General features: G+C 71.1%; 19 protein-coding genes, 1 pseudogene and 1 riboswitch. Of the genes and pseudogenes, 9 read left to right on the top strand and 11 right to left on the bottom strand.

Annotation, left to right across the window (positions count from 1 at the left end; all coding sequences use genetic code 11):
* Window positions 1-31: 31 nt before the first annotated feature.
* Entirely contained in the window at window positions 32-472 is a 441-nt protein-coding gene (locus ACFYY1_RS25815) for a PPOX class F420-dependent oxidoreductase (protein WP_388589714.1), read from the bottom strand.
* Window positions 473-619: 147 nt separating this feature from the next.
* Between ACFYY1_RS25815 and ACFYY1_RS25810 the strand changes: the two genes are divergently transcribed.
* Both ACFYY1_RS25810 and ACFYY1_RS25805 read left to right on the top strand, forming a co-directional pair.
* Window positions 620-1,183 (top strand): carboxymuconolactone decarboxylase family protein, encoded by a 564-nt coding sequence (locus ACFYY1_RS25810; RefSeq protein WP_388589713.1) that lies wholly within the window; start codon window positions 620-622, stop codon window positions 1,181-1,183.
* A 394-nt stretch (window positions 1,184-1,577) separates the two neighbouring features.
* Window positions 1,578-2,168 (top strand): TetR/AcrR family transcriptional regulator, encoded by a 591-nt coding sequence (locus ACFYY1_RS25805; protein WP_266727884.1) that lies wholly within the window; start codon window positions 1,578-1,580, stop codon window positions 2,166-2,168.
* Between the two features lie 74 nt (window positions 2,169-2,242).
* Here the strand turns inward: ACFYY1_RS25805 and ACFYY1_RS25800 are convergent, their stop codons facing one another.
* Complete coding sequence (locus ACFYY1_RS25800) at window positions 2,243-3,244, bottom strand: DUF6745 domain-containing protein (protein WP_388589710.1); 1,002 nt, start codon at window positions 3,242-3,244, stop codon at window positions 2,243-2,245.
* Window positions 3,245-3,412: 168 nt separating this feature from the next.
* Window positions 3,413-3,739, bottom strand: a complete 327-nt coding sequence (locus ACFYY1_RS25795) for a hypothetical protein (protein WP_266727887.1) — start codon at window positions 3,737-3,739, stop codon at window positions 3,413-3,415.
* 206 nt (window positions 3,740-3,945) lie between these two features.
* On the opposite strand from ACFYY1_RS25795, the gene ACFYY1_RS25790 reads away from it, so the two are divergent.
* From ACFYY1_RS25790 to ACFYY1_RS25765, 6 genes are read left to right on the top strand one after another with little or no spacing between them, the layout of a single operon-like run.
* Window positions 3,946-4,902 (top strand): STM4015 family protein, encoded by a 957-nt coding sequence (locus tag ACFYY1_RS25790; protein WP_388589709.1) that lies wholly within the window; start codon window positions 3,946-3,948, stop codon window positions 4,900-4,902.
* Window positions 4,903-4,908: 6 nt separating this feature from the next.
* Entirely contained in the window at window positions 4,909-5,880 is a 972-nt protein-coding gene (locus ACFYY1_RS25785) for an STM4015 family protein (protein WP_388589706.1), read from the top strand.
* Entirely contained in the window at window positions 5,861-7,015 is a 1,155-nt protein-coding gene (locus ACFYY1_RS25780) for an STM4014 family protein (protein WP_388589703.1), read from the top strand. The genes ACFYY1_RS25785 and ACFYY1_RS25780 overlap by 20 nt, the downstream gene beginning before the upstream one ends.
* A 31-nt stretch (window positions 7,016-7,046) precedes the next feature.
* Window positions 7,047-7,862 (top strand): STM4013/SEN3800 family hydrolase, encoded by an 816-nt coding sequence (locus ACFYY1_RS25775; RefSeq protein ID WP_388589701.1) that lies wholly within the window; start codon window positions 7,047-7,049, stop codon window positions 7,860-7,862.
* On the top strand, window positions 7,859-9,223 hold the full coding sequence (locus ACFYY1_RS25770) for an STM4012 family radical SAM protein (protein WP_388589699.1): 1,365 nt from the start codon (window positions 7,859-7,861) through the stop codon (window positions 9,221-9,223). Before ACFYY1_RS25775 ends, ACFYY1_RS25770 begins: the two co-directional genes overlap by 4 nt.
* Before the next feature lie 8 nt (window positions 9,224-9,231).
* A complete protein-coding gene (locus ACFYY1_RS25765; protein ID WP_388589697.1) occupies window positions 9,232-10,110 on the top strand; it encodes an STM4011 family radical SAM protein in 879 nt (292 codons plus the stop codon).
* 48 nt (window positions 10,111-10,158) lie between these two features.
* Here the strand turns inward: ACFYY1_RS25765 and ACFYY1_RS25760 are convergent, their stop codons facing one another.
* The 3 genes from ACFYY1_RS25760 to ACFYY1_RS25750 all read right to left on the bottom strand — a co-directional run bounded on the left by ACFYY1_RS25760 (window position 10,159) and on the right by ACFYY1_RS25750 (window position 14,668).
* Entirely contained in the window at window positions 10,159-11,004 is an 846-nt protein-coding gene (locus tag ACFYY1_RS25760) for an SGNH/GDSL hydrolase family protein (RefSeq protein WP_385820319.1), read from the bottom strand.
* A 189-nt stretch (window positions 11,005-11,193) separates the two neighbouring features.
* Window positions 11,194-12,114, bottom strand: coding sequence for a peptidoglycan DD-metalloendopeptidase family protein (locus ACFYY1_RS25755; protein WP_388589694.1), 921 nt, complete (start codon window positions 12,112-12,114; stop codon window positions 11,194-11,196).
* Between the two features lie 3 nt (window positions 12,115-12,117).
* Window positions 12,118-12,274: riboswitch (cyclic di-AMP (ydaO/yuaA leader) on the bottom strand.
* Between the two features lie 297 nt (window positions 12,275-12,571).
* Window positions 12,572-14,668: an alpha-galactosidase gene (locus ACFYY1_RS25750; RefSeq protein ID WP_388589692.1), complete on the bottom strand. Its 2,097-nt coding sequence runs from the start codon at window positions 14,666-14,668 to the stop codon at window positions 12,572-12,574.
* Between the two features lie 225 nt (window positions 14,669-14,893).
* On the opposite strand from ACFYY1_RS25750, the gene ACFYY1_RS25745 reads away from it, so the two are divergent.
* Complete coding sequence (locus ACFYY1_RS25745) at window positions 14,894-15,709, top strand: tyrosine-protein phosphatase (RefSeq protein WP_388589690.1); 816 nt, start codon at window positions 14,894-14,896, stop codon at window positions 15,707-15,709.
* A 9-nt stretch (window positions 15,710-15,718) separates the two neighbouring features.
* On the opposite strand, the gene ACFYY1_RS25740 is transcribed toward ACFYY1_RS25745, so the two are convergent.
* The 5 genes and pseudogenes from ACFYY1_RS25740 to ACFYY1_RS25720 form a co-directional block, all read right to left on the bottom strand.
* Window positions 15,719-15,886: a DUF6126 family protein gene (locus tag ACFYY1_RS25740; RefSeq protein ID WP_176729046.1), complete on the bottom strand. Its 168-nt coding sequence runs from the start codon at window positions 15,884-15,886 to the stop codon at window positions 15,719-15,721.
* Window positions 15,887-15,919: 33 nt separating this feature from the next.
* Complete coding sequence (locus tag ACFYY1_RS25735) at window positions 15,920-16,528, bottom strand: helix-turn-helix domain-containing protein (RefSeq protein WP_376632635.1); 609 nt, start codon at window positions 16,526-16,528, stop codon at window positions 15,920-15,922.
* 67 nt (window positions 16,529-16,595) lie between these two features.
* The gene (locus ACFYY1_RS25730; protein ID WP_388589687.1) at window positions 16,596-17,996 is read right to left on the bottom strand and encodes an aspartate aminotransferase family protein; all 1,401 of its coding nucleotides are present in this window, start codon (window positions 17,994-17,996) and stop codon (window positions 16,596-16,598) included.
* Complete coding sequence (gene dxs / locus ACFYY1_RS25725; protein ID WP_388589684.1) at window positions 17,993-19,894, bottom strand: 1-deoxy-D-xylulose-5-phosphate synthase; 1,902 nt, start codon at window positions 19,892-19,894, stop codon at window positions 17,993-17,995. The genes ACFYY1_RS25730 and dxs overlap by 4 nt, the downstream gene beginning before the upstream one ends.
* A gap of 26 nt (window positions 19,895-19,920) precedes the next feature.
* A pseudogene (locus ACFYY1_RS25720) lies at window positions 19,921-20,091 on the bottom strand (4-hydroxy-3-methylbut-2-en-1-yl diphosphate synthase); the annotation flags it as partial.

The raw sequence follows: 20,091 nt of genomic DNA, 5'->3' as shown, positions 1-20,091 counted from the left end.
TCCGGAGGAACGCCGGCCGGACCGGGCCGCGTCAGCCACGCGGCTGCCCGTACACGTGCTCGATGCGCAGCCGCAGCACGATGCGCCGGTCCCGGACCATGGCAGTGCGGTAGTCGTCCCAGTCGGGGTGTTCGCCCTGGACGTCGCGGTAGAGCGCGACGAGTTCCTCCACCGTCGCGTCGTGCGGATCGGCGGCGACCGGGGACAGCTCGGCGGTGGCGTCCACGACCGTCCACGCCCAGCGGTCGGCGCTGGTCACGTGGTAGCTCGCCCGGGGGTCGCGGCGCAGGTTCTTCGTCTTCGCCCGGTCGTCGGTGAGCGAGACGCGGACGATCCGCTCCTGGGGGTAGTAGAAGTGGTTGACGTTGGACAGCTGGGGCCTGCCGTCCCGCTTGAGTGTCACGAGCACTCCGCCGCTCTCCTCGGCGAGCAGCCCGAGCAGTGCTTCCTGCTGTGCGTCGAATCCCGTCATGCCCGGTCCAACGTCCCTACCGGCCGCAGGATTCCGCATCCGCCCGGATCGCGATGTCACATCCGGGGCCCCTCGTCCGTCGCATCGGTGCAATCGGCCCCGTGGCACCGCCCCGGGGTACCGCAGCCGTACCGAAGGAGACCGGCCATGACCGCCCGAATCCCGCTCGACCCGCCCCGTACCCTCCTGTTCCGTGCCGTGTCGTGGTACTCGAACCGGACGTACGGCAAGGTCATCGATCCGCTTCGGGCCGCCGCCCATCACACCGGGGTGCTGTGGGCCACGGCCCGGTTCGAGCTGTCGGCGGGCCGCTGGAAGAAGCTGGACGCGCAGCTCAAGGCGCTGGCCGTGATGGCGTCGGCGGCCACCATCGGCTGCAGCTGGTGCATGGACTTCGGCTACTGGGAGAACCACCGCCACGGCATGGACCCGCGCAAGCTGCGCGATGTGCCGATATGGCGGGAGAGCGAGGTGTACACCCCGTTGGAGCGTGACGTCATGGAGTACGCGGAGGCGATGAGCGCGACTCCGCCGGAGGTCGGCGACGAGCTGGCGCAGCGGCTGCGGGCCGCGCTCGGTGATGCGGCGTTCGTGGAGCTCACGACGATGGTCGCGCTGGAGAACATGCGATCCCGGACGAATTCCGCTCTCGGTCTGACCAGTCAGGGCTTCAAGGACCGGTGCGAGGTGGAACGCCCCACGAACCGCTGACCCGGTAGTCCGGCCGGTACGTCCGTCCCGGTTCGCCGCCCCGGTTCGCCGTCCCGTGCGGCGGGTAGCTGCCATGTCAGCTACCCGCCATCGCACACCTGGGCCCGTTTCGCCATGCTCCTGACACTCTCACCTCACTACCCCCGAGAACCCACGAGTTCACGAGGTGAGAATGAGACGCACCAGCTGGACGGACGCCTCGGGTGCCTCGCTGACGGAGGCGCTGACCGACGCGTACGACTCCGGCTGCGCCGACATCTGGTGCTGACGGCGCGGGCCGGCGCCGACGGCGCCGGTCGAGGAAGGGGGGCGGGGGCGCGTACGGCTCCGCCCCCGCTCTTCCCGCGCCTGGCATATTCGCTAGGGTGACGCCGTGGCGAGAGTGCGGTTGAGCGTGGCGGAACGGCGTGAGGAGCTGTTGCGCGCTGCCATCGAACAGATCGAGGTACGGGGCGTCTCGGCGGTCCGGATCGCCGATGTCGCCGCCGTGCTCGGAGTGAGCAACGCGCTCGTGCTCTATCACTTCTCGACCAAGGAGAAACTGGTCGCGGCGGCTTTCGCGCATGCCGCCGAGGCCGACCTCGCCCAGCTGCGCAAGGTGCTGGGCCGCCGCACCAGTGCGGTACGGCGGCTGCGCGCCGCCGTCCGCTGGTACGCGCCGACGGGGCAGGCCAAGGGGTGGCGGCTGTGGATCGAGGGCTGGGCCGCCTCGCTGCGCGACCCGGCGCTGCGCAATGTGGCCGGCGACCTCGACCAGCAGTGGAAGGCGGAGCTGGCGGAGGTCATCGAGGAGGGTGCCGCCGCCGGTGAGTTCCACTGCGACGACCCGATGTCCGCGGCCTGGCGGCTGACCGCCCTGCTGGACGGCCTGGCCGTCCAGACGACCTCGTACGCGGGCCCGCTCTCCCGGGCCACGATGCTGGCCTGGACCGACGAGGCACTCGCCCGCGAACTCGGCATCGACCACGAGGCATTGACGGCCTGAACCCGCCCGCCCCGTCGGCGCTCCGGGCCGTGGTCCCACGGCGCGGTCCTGGCGGTCCGGGCCGCCGATGGTGGTCAGGTCTGCCGCACCGGCGCGTACGCCTCGCCCTGTAGTCCGAACGTCCACGCCACACCGTCCTTCGCGGTCCTCGTCCTCGGCGGCACCCGAAGCCAGTAGACGCGGTGCGTGCCGTCCGGCTCCGGGGTGGAGTTGATCACCTCGACCATCACCACGTCCTCGTCGCCGTCCATCGCGATGCGCCAGAGCACGCCCGTCTCGTCGCGGTGGACCGGCTCGGCGCCTGATTCGGTGAGGTAGCGGTCGTATCCGTAGAACTCCAGCATCACGCGGCGCAGTTCCGCGTTCTCCTCCTCGCGTATCCGCTTCGGGGTGAGGGAGTTCAGCTCCTCCAGGAACTCGGCCGGTACGGGCATGCCGCGCCAGGCGTGGAGGGCGAAGCCGTCGCGGAAGGCGAGTGCCGGGCCGTCCCCGCGGTCCAGCCGGCCCGCTTCGTCCCGGTGCAGCGCCTCCGGGCGCTCGCTGATCACCACGGCCCGCTCGTAGGGCCACCACCAGCCCGCATGCCTGGCCACCTCGGCCAGACCGTCGAGCCGGTCGCCCCGGCCGTCGAAAGCGGCGAGCCAGGCCGCGTCGTGCTGGCCGAGGACCGCGTCGAGCAGCACCAGCCGGACGTCGGACTCGTCCTCGGGGCACTGGGCGAGATCCGCGACCACACCGGCCCTGATCCGCTCGGCGAGTGCGGCCGTGGTCTCCCAGAGCTGCGCGCCCGTGGCGGACCACAGCGCGGACCAGCCCGCCGGACCCAGTTCGTCATACATCCGGCGGCGCTCCTGCGCCCAGGGCCGGGTCCTTATCTCGTCGCGCACCGAGCGCCCGGCGTCGACAAGCTTCTCGACGGCCTCCACCGCGGCCCTGGGCGAATCGACCCAGACAATCTGCTCCGGCTCGGCGAGTCCGGCGCTGCGGTAGGCGAGCCGCAGCCCGTCCTCGGCCGCGGACCGGTCGGCCGCGCCGGTCGCCGCTGCCACGGCCCGCCATGAGTCCACGTACTGCATCGGTATTCCCCGTCCCCTGTGTTCTGCGATCGGTGTTCTACGCGCTGTGCGTTGTGCGTTGTGCGTTGTGCGTTGTGCGTCGTGTGCTGCGTGCTGTGTTCTGTCCTGTGCGTGGGCGCGCCGCGCGTCGTGCGGCGCGGGGCCTCCGGGCCCCTTGCCCGGGCGCCGTCAGTCCGCGACGACGCGGAACGCGCCCGGTGTGTACTCCCGCTGGCGCACCACGCGGTACCAGCCCTTCGACAGCGGGATCACCGCGTGCTCCTCGTGCACCACCCGTCCGCCCTCGGGAAGATGGAGCAGCATCGGCCCGAACACCCCCGCCTCGCGCATCAGTCGGCCCGGCCCCTGGACCGCGTGGGCATGGCCGGTGACCTCGCCCAGCGCGAGGACCATGCGGCCCTTGCCGTCCCTCGGCTCACCCGGCGCGTCCACGAGATGCGCGGGCACCGCCGACTCGTCCAACGACACGATCAGTACATCGCCCTGCCGGTACACAGACGTCTCCCCTCGATGGCCGCACCCGCTGTGCCGGCCACGGAGAAAACGCTACGGGGAGGGTCTGACAATCGACCGGCAGCGGCGCGGACCGGCGGACCGGCGCGCCGGTCCCGGTCGCGGCGGTCCCGGTCGCGCCGTTGTCAGTGCGGCTTGATAAACCTTGTGGACATCAGTCCGTCCCCCAGTACCAGGAGCTCAGGGTCATGTCCGGTGTGGACCATCTGCACGAGTTGCTCGGCCTTCCCACTGTCGACTTCCAGCACACGACGGGTGAGGCGCCCGTGCAGGCCGCCGATGCGGCAGCCTGGCGCATCTCGGTCGATCCGTACGAAGACGAATCCGAGACCACCTGGGAGGATGCCTTCCAGGAGTTCCTGAAGGCGGTCGACCCGACCGGGGTGCGGGCCCTGATCGTCGGTCAGTGGGGCGAGTCGTACGAGGAGGACGCGTCCTACCCGATCGATCTGATCATCGCCGCCGCCGACCGGCTGACCTCGTTGGAGGCCGTCTTCGTCGGCGACATGGTCTCGGAGGAGAACGAGATCTCCTGGATCGAGCAGACGGATGTCACGACGCTGCTGAATGCCTTCCCCGGTCTGCTGGAGCTGGGTGTGCGCGGCGGCACCAAGCTGGTCTTCTCCCCCACGAAGCACGAGCGGCTGCGTTCGCTGACCATCGAGACCGGCGGTCTGCCGGTCGGGGTGATCCGGGGCATTCTGGACAGCGAGCTGCCCGCGCTGGAGCGGCTCGACCTCTGGCTCGGTGTCTCCGCGTACGGGGGCGACGCCGATGTGGCCGACCTGGCCCCGCTGCTCTCCGGTACCCGCTTCCCCCGGCTCACCCATCTCGGTCTGCGCAACAGCGAGCTGCAGAACGAGATCGCGGCGGCCGTGGCCTCCGCCCCCGTCATCGCTCAGCTGCGTGTTCTCGACCTGTCCAACGGCACCATGGGCGATGAGGGCGCCGCGGCGCTGCTGGACGGCCAGCCGCTGACCCATCTCGAACTGCTCGATCTGCACCACCACTTCATGACCGAGCCGATGGAGCGCCGGATCGTGCAGGCGCTGGAGCCGCACGGTGTGCGGGTCGATGTGTCGGAGCGCGAGAAGCCCTGGGGCGACCGGGGCATCGAGGGCCGGTACACCTCGGCATCGGAGTGACGTGCGATGACTGACATCGAACACCCCGAGTCGTTCCACGGCCTGCCCGTCCACACCCTTCCCGGGCCCGGCCGGGCCGCCGACGCCCCGCTCCCGGACGCCGGATCGGTCGCGTGGCGGCTGGAGAGCGCCTGGCAGGGCGATCTGACGTTCGGCCCGCTGTGGCAGCACTTCCTCGACACGGTCGACACGACACAGGTGCGGGCCCTGGTGATCGGCGCCTGGTGGCAGGAGGAGTACGAGCCGTTCGCCCCGGTCGTCGATCTGCTGGTCGCTCACGCCGACCGTTTTCCCGCCCTGCGGGCGCTGTTCCTCGCCGATGTCGTCAGCGAGGAATGCGAATTGTCGTGGCTGCAGATGTGCGACATCACCCCGGTGGTCGAGGCGTTCGGGGAGCTGGAGGAGCTGACGGTGCGCGGCTCCGGCGAAGAGGTCGGCGACCGGCCGACGATCGGGCTGCGGCCGGTGCGGCACAAGTCGCTCACGTCACTGCGGTTCGAGTCCGGCGGGCTCCCGTCCGACGTCGTGCGCGCGATCGGCGCCTGCGAACTGCCCGCGCTGGAACGCCTCGAACTCTGGCTCGGCGTCACCGAGTACGGCGGGGACGCCACGGTCGAGGACCTTGCGCCGCTGCTCTCGGGTGCGACCTTCCCCGCCCTGCGCCATCTGGGCCTGCAGAACAGTGAGATCCAGGACGAGATCGCGGCCGCCGTGGCCTCCGCCCCGGTGGTCGCCCAGCTGGAATCGCTGTCCCTCTCGATGGGGACCCTGGGCGACGAAGGCGCCGAAGCGCTGCTCTCGGGCCAGCCGCTCACCCACTTGAAGTCGCTGGATCTGCACCACCACTACATGAGCGACGCGATGGTGGAACGACTGAGGGACCTGCTCGGTACCGAGCGGGTGAACGGCGATATCGACGATGTCGAGTACTGGGATCCGGAAGAGGACATCGACCGCTATGTCGCCGTCAGCGAGTAATACGGCGAGCCCGGCGCCGCGCTTCGCCGTCGTGGGTGTGCCCGGCAACCGCCGGGTCACGTTCTTCCAGGACGCCGTGCGCGCCGCCGGGCTGCCGGCGGCGCGCGTCGTGCCCTGGCGGGAGGTGCTGCGCGGCGACGCCGCCTTCCTGCCCGGCGAGACCGTACGACTGGACTCGCCGGGTGAGGACGCCGAGGTGGAGCGGCTGCTGCGGAGGGTCGACGATCCGACCAGGGTCGAGGGGTCCGCGCTCTGGTACGCCCGGTTCACCGAGGCCGTGCGGACGGTGGCGCGGGCGGCGGGCGCAGCCGGTGCCGAGCTGCTCGACGATCCCGGTGACGTGGCGGTGCTCTTCGACAAGCGGCTCTGCCATGAAGTGCTGGACGGAGCCGGGGTACCGGTCCCGGCGTCACCGACCTCGGGGGCCGCGGCGCCCGTGGTGCGGGACTGGGCGGACGTACGCGGGCGGATGGCGGACCATGGCATGTCCAGGGTCTTCGTCAAGCTCGCGCACGGCTCGTCCGCCTCGGGGGTCCTGGCCGTGGAGACGGCCGGGCCGGGCCGCATCAGGGCCACCACCTCGGTGGAGCGCGACGCGTCCGGCCGGCTCTTCAACTCGCTGCGGGTGCGCCGCATCACGACGGAGCCGGAGATCGCGGCGGTCGTCGACGCGCTGGCACCGGACGGGCTGCACATCGAGCGCTGGCTGCCCAAGGCCACCCGGCACGGCCGGGCGACGGACCTGCGGGTCGTGGTGGTGGCCGGCCGGGCCACCCACGCCGTGGTGCGCACCAGCCGCTCCCCCATGACCAATCTTCACCTCGGCGGCGAGCGCGGAGATCTCGACGCCGTCCGCGCGGCCGTCGAGGCGGCGGGCGGCAGCTGGAGCGAGGCGCTGGCCGTGTGCGAACGGGCCGCGGCCTGCTTCCCGGACACCCTGTGCGTGGGAGTCGATCTGCTGCCCTCGGCCGGCTGGCGGCGCTTCGCCGTCGGCGAGGTCAACGCCTTCGGTGACCTGCTGCCGCGCCTGACCGGGCTTCCCGGCAGCGGCGCCGAGGGACTGGACACGTACGCGGCGCAGGTCGCCGCCGTACAGAACAGAGCAAGGAACCACCGTGCAACCGCCATCGCCTGACACCGCCCCCGCGTACGCCGGAGCCCCGGACATGAGCGGGATCGTGGGCAGCCACGATCTGCTGCTCGTCACTCTCGACACGCTGCGCTACGACGTGGCGGTGGAGCTCGCCGCCGAAGGACGCATTCCGCATCTGGCGCGTCATCTGCCAGGCGGTGTCTGGGAGAAGCGGCATGCGCCCGGCAGCTTCACCTACGCCTCCCACCAGGCGATCTTCGCGGGATTCCTGCCGACGCCGGCCGGCCCCGGACCGCACCCCCGGCTGTTCGCGGCACGTTTCGCGGGCAGCGAGTCCACCGCCTCGGGCACCTTCGTCTTCGACACGCCGGATCTGCTCTCCGGCCTCGCCGAGGAGGGCTACCGCACGGTGTGCATCGGCGGCGTCGGCTTCTTCAACCGGCAGCCGCCGCTCGGTTCCGTACTGCCGGACATGTTCCAGGAGAGCCACTGGGAGCCGGAGTTCGGCGTGGCGTCGCCCACCTCCTTCGAGGCCCAGGTGACCCGTGCCGAGCAGGTCGTCGCCGGGCTCCCGGCGGAGCAGCGGCTGTTCCTCTTCGTCAATGTGTCCGCCCTGCACCAGCCCAACTGGTTCCACCGGCCGGGGGCCACCCGCGAGGCGGGCGATTCCCGCGCCACCCACGCCGCCGCCCTGGAGTACGTCGACGCCCACATCGGCAGGCTCTTCGCCGCCGCGAGCAGCCGCCGCCGCTGTTTCGCCATCGTCTGCTCGGACCACGGCACGGCGTACGGGGACGACGGCTACACCGGGCACCGGCTCGGCCACGAGTCCGTCTGGACCGTTCCGTACGCGCACTTCTTCCTGGAACCGGGGGCCACCGCACCATGAGCCGCACCACGACCGCCGCGCCGGCCGTCCGGCCGTACCAGAGCTATGTGTACGCCTACCCGCACAAGACCGCCTACCGGCCGCTCGTCGGCCGGCCGGGGCTGCGCGAGCTGTGGGCCGCCGAGCGCAAGGACGCGCTCTCGCTCTATCTGCACATCCCGTTCTGCGAGGTCCGCTGCGGCTTCTGCAACCTGTTCACCCGGATCGGTGCTCCCGACGAGCTGACGACCCGGTACCTCGACGCGCTGGACCGGCAGGCGAGCGCGGTCCGGGACGCGCTGGGCGACGACGGTCCGGTGCGGTTCGCCGCCGCGGCGTTCGGCGGGGGAACGCCCACGTTCCTGACCGCGGCGGAGCTGGAGCGGCTCTGCGACATCGCGGAGAAGCGGATGGGCGCCGATCTGCGGTCCGTTCCGCTCTCGGTCGAGACGTCGCCGTCGACCGCGACGGCCGACCGGCTGGCCGTCCTCGCCGACCGCGGCACGACCAGGATCAGCATCGGGGTGCAGAGCTTCGTCGAGGCCGAGGCGCGGGCCGCCGTACGCCCGCAGCGCCGGGCCGAGGTGGAAGCGGCGCTGGACCGGATACGTGACGCCCGCATCCCGGTCCTCAACATCGACCTGATCTACGGCATCGACGGGCAGACCGAGGAGAGCTGGCGCGCCTCGCTGGACGCGGCGCTCGGCTGGCGGCCGGAGGAGCTGTACCTCTACCCGCTGTACGTGCGCCCCCTGACCGGACTGGGACGGCTCGGTGCCGGCGGCGAGGCCGCGGCGGACGCGGCCTGGGACGAGCAGCGGCTGCGGCTGTACCGCGCGGGCCGGGACCACCTCCTGGCCCATGGCTACGAGCAGGTGTCGATGCGGATGTTCCGCCGCGCCGACGCCCCGCGGACCGACGGGCCCGACGACTACGCCTGCCAGACCGACGGCATGATCGGCCTGGGGTGCGGCGCCCGTTCGTACACCACGCAGCTGCACTACTCCTTCGACTACGCGGTGGAGATGCGGGAGGTGCGGGCGATCATCGACGGCTACGCCGCCACCGAGGACTTCTCGCGCGCGGAGGTCGGGCGGTACGTCGACGGCGACGAGGCACGTCGGCGCCACCTGCTTCAGTCGGTGCTCCAGGCCGAGGGGCTGCCACTGGCCGACTACCGGGAGCGGTTCGGCACCTCGCCGGCCGACGACTTCCCGGCCGAGCTGGCCCGGTTCGAGGCGCGCGGCTGGCTCGACGCGTCGGCCGGGGCGTCCGGACGGCTGCGGCTCTCCCCCGAGGGCCTGGCCCACTCCGACGCGCTGGGACCGGAACTCTTCTCCCCCGGGGTACGCGCCGCGATGGCCGCGTACGAACTGAAGTGAGCACGCCGATGGACCTGACGATCCTCTACCGCGGGCCGCTCTCCTCGTGCGACTACGACTGTCCGTACTGCCCGTTCGCCAAGCGGCGCGACAGCCGGGAGCAGCTGCGCGCCGACCGGGCCGCGCTGGAGCGGTTCACGGCGTGGGCCGCGGCGCAGACCGGTGACCGGATCTCGGTCCTGTTCACGCCGTGGGGCGAGGGCCTGGTCCGTTCCTGGTACCGCCGTGCCCTGGTCGAGCTGGCGCAGCTGCCGCACATCCGCCGGGTCGCGATCCAGACCAACATCAGCAGCCGTACGGGGTGGCTGGCCGAGGCCGGCGCGGCGGGCCGCGAGAAGATCGCGCTGTGGTGCACGTACCACCCGGGGCAGACGCCGTACGAGCGGTTCCTCACCAAGTGCCGGGAGCTGTCCGCGCTCGGCATCCGGCACAGCGTCGGTGTGGTCGGGCTCGACGACCATCTCGACGAGGCGCGGCGGCTGCGCGCCGCGCTGCCGGACGAGGTCTATCTCTGGGTGAACGCGGCGGAGGGACACACCTACACGGACGAGGAGGCGGACCGCTGGACGGCCATCGACCCGCTCTTCGGATACAGCCGGCATCCGCACCGGTCGGCCGGGCTGCCCTGCCGGACCGGTGAGTCGGTCATCTCGGTGGACGGTGACGGCACTGTGCGCCGCTGTCATTTCGTACCGGCGGAGCTGGGCAATCTCTACGACGGGAGCTACCGGCGGGCGCTCGGTCCGCGCGCCTGTCCGCTGGCGGTCTGCGACTGCCACATCGGGTACGTGCACCTGGAGACGCTTCCGCTGTACGACGTCTTCGCGGGCGGTGTGCTGGAGCGGATCCCGGCGGCTGTGCTGCCGTCGCTCGCCGGACCGGCCTGAGGTTTCAGGCGGGTCGGGCGAGCGACGGCGCCACGGCCCCGGAGACCGTCAGAGCGGCAGGAGGTCGGGGCGCTTCGCTTCGACGTGGTCGCCGGAGGACTCGCCGCGCAGCCGCCGGCCGATCCATGGAACCAGGTACTCGCGCGCCCAGTGGATGTCGTCGCGCCGTACTTCGAGGGTGCCGCGCTGTGCCTGCGGGGGCCATTCCTGGTCGGGGTCGGCCGGTACGTCGATGCCGAGGACCTGGGCGGCGCGCAGCGCGACCCTGGTGTGTCCTTCGGGCGACAGGTGGAGCCGGTCGTCGTCCCAGGCGCGCCGGTCCTGGACGGACCGCAGCGACCACAGGTCCAGGACCGGGCAGTCGTAGCGGTCGGCGATGGCCCGCACATGGGCGGTGTAGGTGGCGATCTTGCCGCGCAGATGGCGCAGCACGGGAACGCCACGGGTGTCGAAGCCGGTGGTGACCATGACCGTGCCGACCGCCCCGGTCAGCTCGGCCACCGCGCGCTCGAAGCGCTCGGCCACGTCGTCGGGGTCGGTGCCCGGCCGGATGATGTCGTTGCCGCCCGCGCAGAAGCTCACCAGGTCGGGTGCGAGCTCCTTGGCGCGCGGCACCTGCTCCTCGACGATCTGGTCGAGGAGGCGTCCGCGTACGGCGAGATTGGCATACCTGAAATTCCCGTGCGCGGAACCTTCCGTTCCCGTCGCCGCGTCGGGGTCCGGGAGCTGGTCCGCGAGAAGTACCGCGAACCGGTCCGCCCAGCCGACGAAGGTCCCGTCCGGGCCGGGGTCGCCGACTCCCTCGGTGAAGCTGTCGCCAATCGCCGCGTACGACCCGATGACGCCCTGTCGATTGTTGACGCCACGTTGGTTTTTTCTCGAATCGTCTGCCACAAACGCTTATCCTGCACCGCCGAATGTGACCTACGCGACCGTAATAAAGGGTTGACGGGTGGTGAGATAGACCACCCGGTCAGTTTTTGGTAAAGGGGGAATAAGCAGAAGAGGCGGTGCGCCGCCGCGCACCGCCTCTTCCGTGTTGCTCAGGTCATGCTCTGTCGCTCAGCTGCCAGGCCGTTCGGCTCAGACGTAGATGCCGTGCGAGGCCAGGAAGGCGATCGGGTCGATGTCCGAGCCGTACGCCGGGCCCGTGCGGACCTCGAAGTGCAGGTGCGGGCCGGTGGAGTTGCCGGTGGAACCGGAGAGGCCGATCTGCTGGCCCACGGTCACGGTCTGACCCGCCGAGACGGAGAGCGAGGACAGGTGGCCGTACTGCGAGTAGTGGCCGTCGGCGTGCTTGACGACGACCTGGTTGCCGTACGCGCCGCCCCAGCCGGCGGTGACGACGGTTCCGGAGGTGATGGTCTTGACGCTGGTACCGGCGGCGACGGGGAAGTCGATTCCGCTGTGGCTGCCGCTGGACCAGTTGGAGCCGGAGGCGCGGTAGTTGGTGGTGTGGTTGCCGGGGACCGGGTGGACGTAACCGGAGCCGGTGCTCTGGGTGGCGGCCGGGGCGGAGGCCGGGGCCTTGGACTCCGGGGCGGCGGTGGAGGGCTTGGCCGGGGCGGCCTTCTCGACGGTCACCGAGGGCGCCTTCGACGGGAGGGCCGAGGCGGTGCCGGCGCCGGTGGGCGCGGTGTGGCCGGCGGCCTTGGCGCCGAGGGTCAGCTTCATGCCCGGGAAGATCAGACCGGGGTTCTCGCCGACGACCTCGCGGTTGTCCTGGTACAGCTTCTGCCAGCCGCCCTTGATCTGGTGCTCGGCGGCGATCTTCGACAGGTAGTCGCCGGAGACGACGGAGTACGTCGTGGTGGCGGCCTGCTTCTGCGCGGCCGGGGCGGCGTGCGCGACGGCGGCCGACTGCGGCGCGGCGGCCGGGGCGGCCTGGGCGCCGGTGGCACCGAGCAGCGGCAGTGCGACGACGGCGCCGCCGGCGCTCACCGCGGCGACGCCACGGGCGATGGTGCTGATCTTCGGACGACGGTGCTTACCCGATATGGGCATGGCGTGTTTCCTCTCCGGCGCCTGCGAGGTGAGCTGTCGGGTTCGGGCTGGAGATGCCCGGCCGCGCTGAGCGCGACTTCACCCCGAGCCGGCCGGATTTCTCCGGTCGGCGGCTTACCTGGTTCCCCCGCTCCTGCCACGCGATGAGTGGATGTGAATTCCGGACGGCGGCAGGATTAGGCGGTCCGACCGGATTGACGGTGACCGTAAGCGAGTCGGGACGACGAGAACAAGCCACGGGTTCCACACCGGAATCCACGCCCGGGAATTCGGCGCGGAATTCCGGTCACACTCCGTGGATTAAGGATCTTGGCTTTCCGCGCGGCGCACGGAATACCCGACCCTCCCGTCGCCACACACCGTCACGGATATGATCCCGCTCACGAGGCGCCCCCCATGTCCCTTATAAGCAGGCCATGTTCAGGCAAATCCCATCATTACGGACATATGCCGCCCATCATCCCCGGCGGAGCCTCAGCACCCGGGCGTCGAGATCACCCCGGAGTCCGGTGTGCAGCCCCTGGTGCAGCAGTGCCGAACCGTGGTGCACCTCCCCCGTGTCCAGGCAGGTGTACGTCGCCGAGGCGTCGAGCCCGCGCAGCCGCAGGACCGGGGGCCGCTCCCCGTACCGCTGCGCCTCCAGCCACATCAGGACCACGGCGTCGTCCCCGTGGACGTACTGGACCGCGCTCAGCGAGCCGCGCGGCTCACGCAGCCGGTACAGCGCGCCCTGCTGCACGACCGGCCGGATCTCCTTGTAGAGGTCCACCCAGGTCCGCGCCTCCGCCAGCTCCGCCTCGCTCCACCGGGTAAGGTCCCCGCCGACCCCGAGCACACCGGCCATCGCGCTCACGAAACGGAAGCGCAGCGAGCTGACCCTGCCGTTGAGCTGGTCGTTCGGGCTGTCGGTGACCCAGGCGGCCATCACCCGGGCCGGGTGGAGGTGGCCGAAGCCCTCCTGGATGGCGAGACGGTCGAGCGGGTCGGTGTTGTCGGAGGTCCACACCTGGTCCGTACGGGACAGGATCCCCAGGTCGATCCGGCCCCCGCCGCCCGAGCAGGATTCGAAGGCGACCGCGGGATGCGCGGCCCTGAGCCGGTCGATCAGTGCGTACAGGGCGTCCACATGCTCGATCCAGAGCTTCTGCGGGTACTCCTCGCCCGGCCAGCCCGCGTCGGTGAAGCAGCGGTTGAAATCCCATTTCACATAGTCGACGGGAGTTTCGGTGAGCAGTGTGTCCAGCTGTTCCCAGAGATATGCCTGCACATCGGGGCGGGCCAGATTGAGCACCAGCTGGTTGCGGTACTCCGTCCGCGCCCGCCCGGGGAAGTGCTGCACCCAGTCGGGATGCGCGCGATGGAGATCGCTGTCGGCATTGACCATTTCCGGCTCGACCCAGATACCGAACTGCATGCCGAGCCCGTGCACTTCGTCGGCGAGCGGCTTCAGCCCGCCGGGAAAACGGTCCGGATTCGGCGTCCAGTCGCCGAGCCCGGCCCGGTCGCTGGTCCGCTGCCCGAACCACGCGTCGTCCACGACGAACAGCTCGACGCCCATCGCGGCGGCCCGCTCGGCGAGGGCCCGCTGCTGGTCCAGCGAGATGTCGAAGCCCGTCGCCTCCCAGGAGTTGTAGAGCACCGGCCGCAGGTTCTCCGCGTCCGGGATCACATGGGCCAGCTGCCAGGCGTGCCAGGCGCGGCTCGTCCCGCCGAACCCCTGCCCGCTCCACAGACCGGCGAAGACGGGCGTGGTGTACGACTCCCCCGGCGCCAGCCGCAGCAGTCCGGAGTCGTCGTAGCCGGCGCCTCCGGTGATCTGTACGAGCCCGTCGGGCAGCCGCTGCACACAGATCCGCCACGACCCGGACCAGCCGAGCGCGCAGCCGTACACCTCGCCGTTCTCCTCGGTCGCGGCGCCGTCGGCGTCCAGCGCGACCCAGGGCAGGAACTGGTGGCCGGTGTGGCCCCGCCTGCTGGAGATGACGCTCTCGCCATGGATCAGCTCCGCCCGCTCCAGCCGCGATTCCGCCGCCCAGCGCCCGTGCAGCCGGCTCAGCCGCCAGCCGTCACGGGCCGGGAGCGACCACGCGGCCGCGTCGGCGCGCAGCAGTTCCAGCGGCGGGCCGTCCGGTCCGGCGTGGGCGACGGTGGCCCAGCGCTCCACGACGTCGAAGTCGTCCCGCATCCGGTAGTGCAGGGTCAGGGCGAGCCGGTGCACGGAGTCGGTGAAGGCGATCCGCAGCTCGTCCCCGTCCGCCTCGGCGGCACCGAAGGTCCACTCGGTGCCCCGGACCTCGGGGGTACGCACCGAGAGGGCCGGGCGGACGAACCTGGGCCCGCCCTCCACCGGATACTCCTCCCGGCCGTCGAGATGGGACTCGAAGGCCCTGAAGGGCAGCTCCGGGGCGGCGGCCAGCGCCTCCGCCGCCGCGAGGCCGATCCTCGGCCCCCAGTGCAGATGGACCAGCTCGTCCTGATCGGTCAGTCGCAGTGCGTAGCTGCTGCTCGCCCCGGTGAGCAGCCAGGTCCGGCCGGTCTTGCCCGTCTCGATCATCGCATCCCCACATTCGAACAGTTCCGCACATCATCGACCATCAGCGGGGCGCGGGCAACGGCCCGGCGAGGAATTGGCCGGGCGGATTCGCCGCGGGAGAACCGGAGTTCACCCGGGTATCGACAGGGAAAGGCCGAGATGATTGCCTGAAGAATCAATGTCGTATCGTCGCGGGAGTGGCCTTGCCCGCGACTCGCGCCGGCATCAGAAACTCCAGGAGTCACCGTGACGCAGCAGCTGCCGCAGATCCCGTCGACGGAACCCGAGCTGGCGGGTGTCCGCAACTTCCGCGACGTGGGCGGGCTGCCCACCGTGGACGGGCGTCGGGTGCGGCACGGGCGGCTCTTCCGCAGCGGTCACCTCGCGCGCGCCACCGCCGAGGACGCCGCGTTCCTCGCCGGGCTCGGTCTGCACACGATCTTCGACTTCCGCAACGCGGCCGACCACCGGCTCGACGGGCTGGACGTCGAGCTGCCGGGCGTACGGAATGTGAGCATCCCGCTCTCCGACCCGGCGGACGGCTCGCAGTTCTGGCACATGGTCCGCAACGGCGATGTCGAGCAGTTGCGCTCGATCCTCGGCGACGGCAAGGGGACGGACCGGATGGTCGCCTCCTACCGCTCGATCATCCGGGAGCGCACCGCCGAGCACAGCCGGGTGCTGCACGCCCTGGCCGAGGACAGCGTTCCCGCCCTGATGCACTGCGCGGCGGGCAAGGACCGGGCCGGGCTGTCGATCGCGGTGTCACTGCTCGCCGTCGGCGTCGAGCGCGAGGCCATCGAGGCCGACTACCTGAAGTCCAACGACGCCCACCGCCGCTACGAGGTGAAGCGCAGCGACACCTCGGCGGACGGCATGTCGGCCGAGGTGATGGAACTGCTGAACCCGCTCTTCGGCGCCCATGCCGAGTACCTGACAGCGGCGTTCGACACCATCGAGGAGACCTGGGGCAGCACGGACCGCTACTTCTCCGAGGGCCTGGGGCTCACCCCCGGGACCCGGGACCGGCTGCGTGACCGGCTCCTGGCCGAGGCATCGTAGCGGGCCCGGTCAGCCCTTGCCGGCCACCGCGAAGAGCAGGTAGAGGAAGGCCGCGAAGATGTGTCCGGCGATGAGGTAGGCGAACAGCCTGATCACCACGCCGCGCGGAAACTTCCGCTCCTGGGCCTCGTAGTTCTTCCTCGACCCCAGCGGGTCGAAGTTCTCTGAATCGGACATGACGATCCTCTCTGGCGACCGGAGGAGCCGGTCTCAGCGACGGTGGACCCCGCTGCCGAGGCACAGCTCGGCGGCGGGGCTCTGCAGCAGGGTGTGGACGAAGAGCAGCTCGGCACCGTCACGGTCGACGGCCGTGATCCGGTGCGGGGTGAGCGAGTCGAAGTGCGCGCTGTCGCCCGGCGCGAGGTCGTGCACGGTCTCCCCGAGCCAGACCCTCAGGTGCCCGGCGAGCACGTACAGCCATTCCTCGCCGGGATGGACCCGCACGAGATCGCTCTGCGCGGCCTGCGGGACCCGGACGCGGAGCGCCTGCATCGCCCGGCCGGAACCGCCGGCCTGCCGGTACATCCAGCCGTCCGCCTCGGCCCCCTCGTACTTCCCGCCGCGGATGATCGCGTCACGTTCCGGGGGCTTCTCGCCGAGCAGTTCGGAGACCGTCGTACCGTAGATCCTGGCGAGACCGAGCAGCATCGGCAGCGAGGGCTGACGGCGGCCCGTTTCCAGCCGGGAGAGATGGGCGGGCGAGAGCCCGGCGCGCTGGGCGGCGGTCTCCAGGGTGAGACCACGGCTCCGGCGCAGATCGCGCAGGCGTGGTGCGACTCCGGGCAGCTCGTCGGCCGCCCCTCCGTCTGGAGGATTCATGTACCCATTGGGCCAGGAGCCTGCCTGAGAGGCAAATTTCTTGCCTCTCAGGCAAAGACCTCCGGGATCAGCGGTTGGCGACCGCCTGCTTCACCAGTGTCCTGCCGAAGTCCCACATCAGCCCACCGCCGCTGTGTGCGTCGTCCATCACAGCGGTGAACGCCGTGACGAACCGGTCGACGTCCGCCTCGTCGATCACCAGCGGCGGAATCAGCTTGATCACTTCCAGGTGGTCGCCCGAGACCTGGGTGAGGATGCGGTGCTTCTGGAGCAACGGGACCACCACCATCTGCGCGAAGAGCCCCTTGCGGGCCGCCTGCAGCATGGTCCAGCGGCTGCGCAGCTTGAGCGAGGACGGCCGGCCGAACTCGATGCCGATCATCAGCCCGCGCCCGCGCACCTCGTGCAGCAGCTCGTAGCGGTCGACCAGTGCGGTCAGCCGGTCGCGCAGCAGATCGCCGGTGCGGCGCGCACGGGCCACGATCTGCTCGTCCTCCATCACCGCGAGGACCGCGAGCCCGGCCGCCATCGCCTGGGCGTTGGAGCCGAAGCTCGCGGAGTGCACCAGCACCCGGTCCATCGACGAGTAGACGCGGCGGAAGATCCAGTCCTTGCCCAGGGTCGCCCCGACCGGCACATAGCCGCCGGAGAGGGCCTTGGCCACACAGACCAGATCCGGCTCGACGCCCTCCTCGTGCTGGTAGGCGTAGAAGTCACCGGTCCGGCCGAGGCCGGTCTGCACCTCGTCGGCGATGAGCAGGGCCTTGTTCTTGTGCAGCAGCTCCTGCGCCTCCCGCAGGAAGCCGGGCGGCGCGGCGTGGACGCCCTTGCCCTGGATCGGCTCGACGACCAGTGCCGCCACGTCGCCGCGCTTCAGCTCGCGCCGCAGGGCGTCGAGATCGCCGAGCGGGACGGCGGTGTCCGGCAGCAGGGGCGCGAAGCCGTCCCGGAAGCCGTCCTCCCCGTTGACCGAGAGGGAGCCGGTCGTCAGCCCGTGGAAGGCGTGGGTGCAGTAGAGGATCCTGGGCCTGCCGGTGGCGCAGCGGGCGAACTTCAGGGCCGTCTCGACCGTTTCCGTGCCGCTGTTGCCGAAGAAGACCCGGTCCAGGTGCGGGCTGTGCGCGAGCAGCTGCTCGGCCAGCAGTCCGGGCAGCGGCTGGCAGTCGAAGCGGGTGAGGTCGGCGAGCGAGGCGTCCAGGACGTCGTGCAGGGCCTTGCGTACGACGGGGTGGTGCCGGCCCAGGCCCATCACGCCGAATCCGGCGAGCATGTCGAGGTAGTCGTTGCCGTCCGCGTCCCAGAAGTGTGCACCATCGGCCCGTTCGTAGACCTTGTCGAAGCCGATGGTGTGGAGCATCCGGGGCAGCTGGTGATTGAGGTACTTGGTGTGCAGCTCGTAGCGCTCGCCGCCGCGCTCGGTCAGGAGCCGCGCCAGATCGAAGCCTCCCGGCCCGTCGTCGTCCTTCATGCCCCGCTCTCCTCGGTCCTCGTCGCCGCCTCCTTGGCGGCCAGTGCGGCACTGATCCGGCCGGCGATCTCGACCGGGGTGAGCCCGATGTCGGCCAGCACCTCGGCACGCTTGCCGTGCGCGAGGAACTGCTCGGGGATGCCGAACGCGCGCAGCGGTACGTCGACCCCGGCGTCCCGCAGCGCCTGCCCCACCGCGGAGCCGACGCCCCCGGCCCGGCTGTTGTCCTCGACGACGGCGACCAGCCGGTGCCGGGCGGCGAGCGGGGGCAGTTCCCCGTCGACCGGTTTGACCCAGCGCGGGTCGACGACGGTGCAGCGGATGCCGGCCCCGGCCAGCAGGTCGGCGGCCTTCAGGCAGACCGGGGCGAGTACGCCGACGGCCACGAGCAGTACATCGGGGTCGTCCGCCCGGTGCAGCACGTCCATACCGCCGATCCGGCCGACCGCCGGGACCTGCTCCCCCACCGACCCCTTGGGGAATCGGATCACGGTGGGGGCGTCGTCGACGGCGACGGCCTCGCGGAGCTGGGCGCGCAGTTCGCCGGCGTCGCGTGGGGCGGCGATCCGCAGCCCGGGGACGACCTGGAGGACGGACATGTCCCACATGCCGTTGTGCGAGGGCCCGTCGGGCCCGGTGACTCCGGCCCGGTCGAGGACGAAGGTCACCCCGCACCGGTGCAGCGCGACGTCCATCAAGAGCTGGTCGAAGGCCCGGTTGAGGAAGGTGGCGTAGACGGCGACGACCGGGTGCAGGCCGCCGGTGGCCAGTCCGGCCGCGGACACGGCGGCGTGCTGCTCGGCGATGCCGACGTCCCAGACCCGGTCGGGGAAGGCCTCGGCGAACTTCGTCAGCCCGACGGGGTGCAGCATCGCCGCCGTGATGGCCACGACGTCCGGCCGCTCCGCTCCGATCGCGGCGATCTCGTCGCCGAACACCGAGGTCCACGAGGGTCCGCCGGCGGGCGCGAGCGGCGCACAGGTCAGCGGGTCCATCGCACCGACGGCGTGGAAGCGGTCGGCGTCGTCCAGGAGCGCGGGCGGGTAGCCGCGGCCCTTCTCGGTGAGGCAGTGCACCAGTACCGGGCCGTGGAAGCGCTTCGCCCGGTGCAGGGCGGATTCGACGGCCGCGATGTCATGGCCGTCGATCGGCCCGACGTACTTGAGCCCGAGATCCTCGAACATGCCCTGCGGGGCGAAGGCGTCCTTGAACCCCTTCTTCGCGCCGTGCAGCGACTCGTACAGCGGCTGTCCGATGACGGGGGTCTGCCGGAGCACGTCCTTGCCCCAGGCGAGGAAACGCTCGTAGCCGTCGGTGGTGCGCAGGGTGGCGAGGTGGTTGGCGAGGCCGCCGATCGTGGGGCCGTAGGAGCGCTCGTTGTCGTTCACCACGATGATCAGCGGGCGGTCCTTGGCGGCGGCGATGTTGTTGAGTGCCTCCCAGGCCATCCCGCCGGTGAGGGCGCCGTCCCCGATGACGGCCACGACGTGGTCTTCGCACCCCAGCACCTGATGGGCCTTGGCGATGCCGTCGGCCCAGCCGAGCACCGTCGAGGCGTGCGAGTTCTCGATGACGTCGTGCGCGGACTCCTCGCGGGACGGGTAGCCGGACAGGCCCCCCTTGCCGCGCAGCTTGGAGAAGTCCTGCCGTCCGGTGAGCAGTTTGTGCACATAGCTCTGGTGCCCGGTGTCCCAGAGGATGCGGTCGGCGGGCGAGTCGAACGCCCGGTGCAGGGCGACGGTGAGCTCCACCACCCCGAGGTTGGGCCCCAGGTGACCGCCGGTCCGGGCCACCGCCTGGATGAGGAACTGCCTGATGTCCTGGGCGAGTTCGTCGAGTTGTGCTTCGTTCAGCGCCTTGAGATCGTGCGGCCCCCGGATGCTCTCCAGAATCGTCACGCTCGGGCCCCCTCTCTGGTTCTGTTTCAGCTCACGGTGACGGCGGGAGTCCCCGACGGCTTCCCCGCCCCGTCCATCTGCTCGGCGATCTTGAGGGCCTCTTCGATGAGCGTCTCGACGATCTTCGACTCGGGCACCGTCTTGATGACCTCGCCCTTCACGAAGATCTGCCCCTTGCCGTTGCCGGACGCGACACC

The sequence above is a fragment of the Streptomyces sp. NPDC001890 genome (assembly GCF_042891445.1).
Taxonomy (GTDB): domain Bacteria; phylum Actinomycetota; class Actinomycetes; order Streptomycetales; family Streptomycetaceae; genus Streptomyces.
This window is presented reverse-complemented; position numbering and strand designations above follow the sequence as displayed.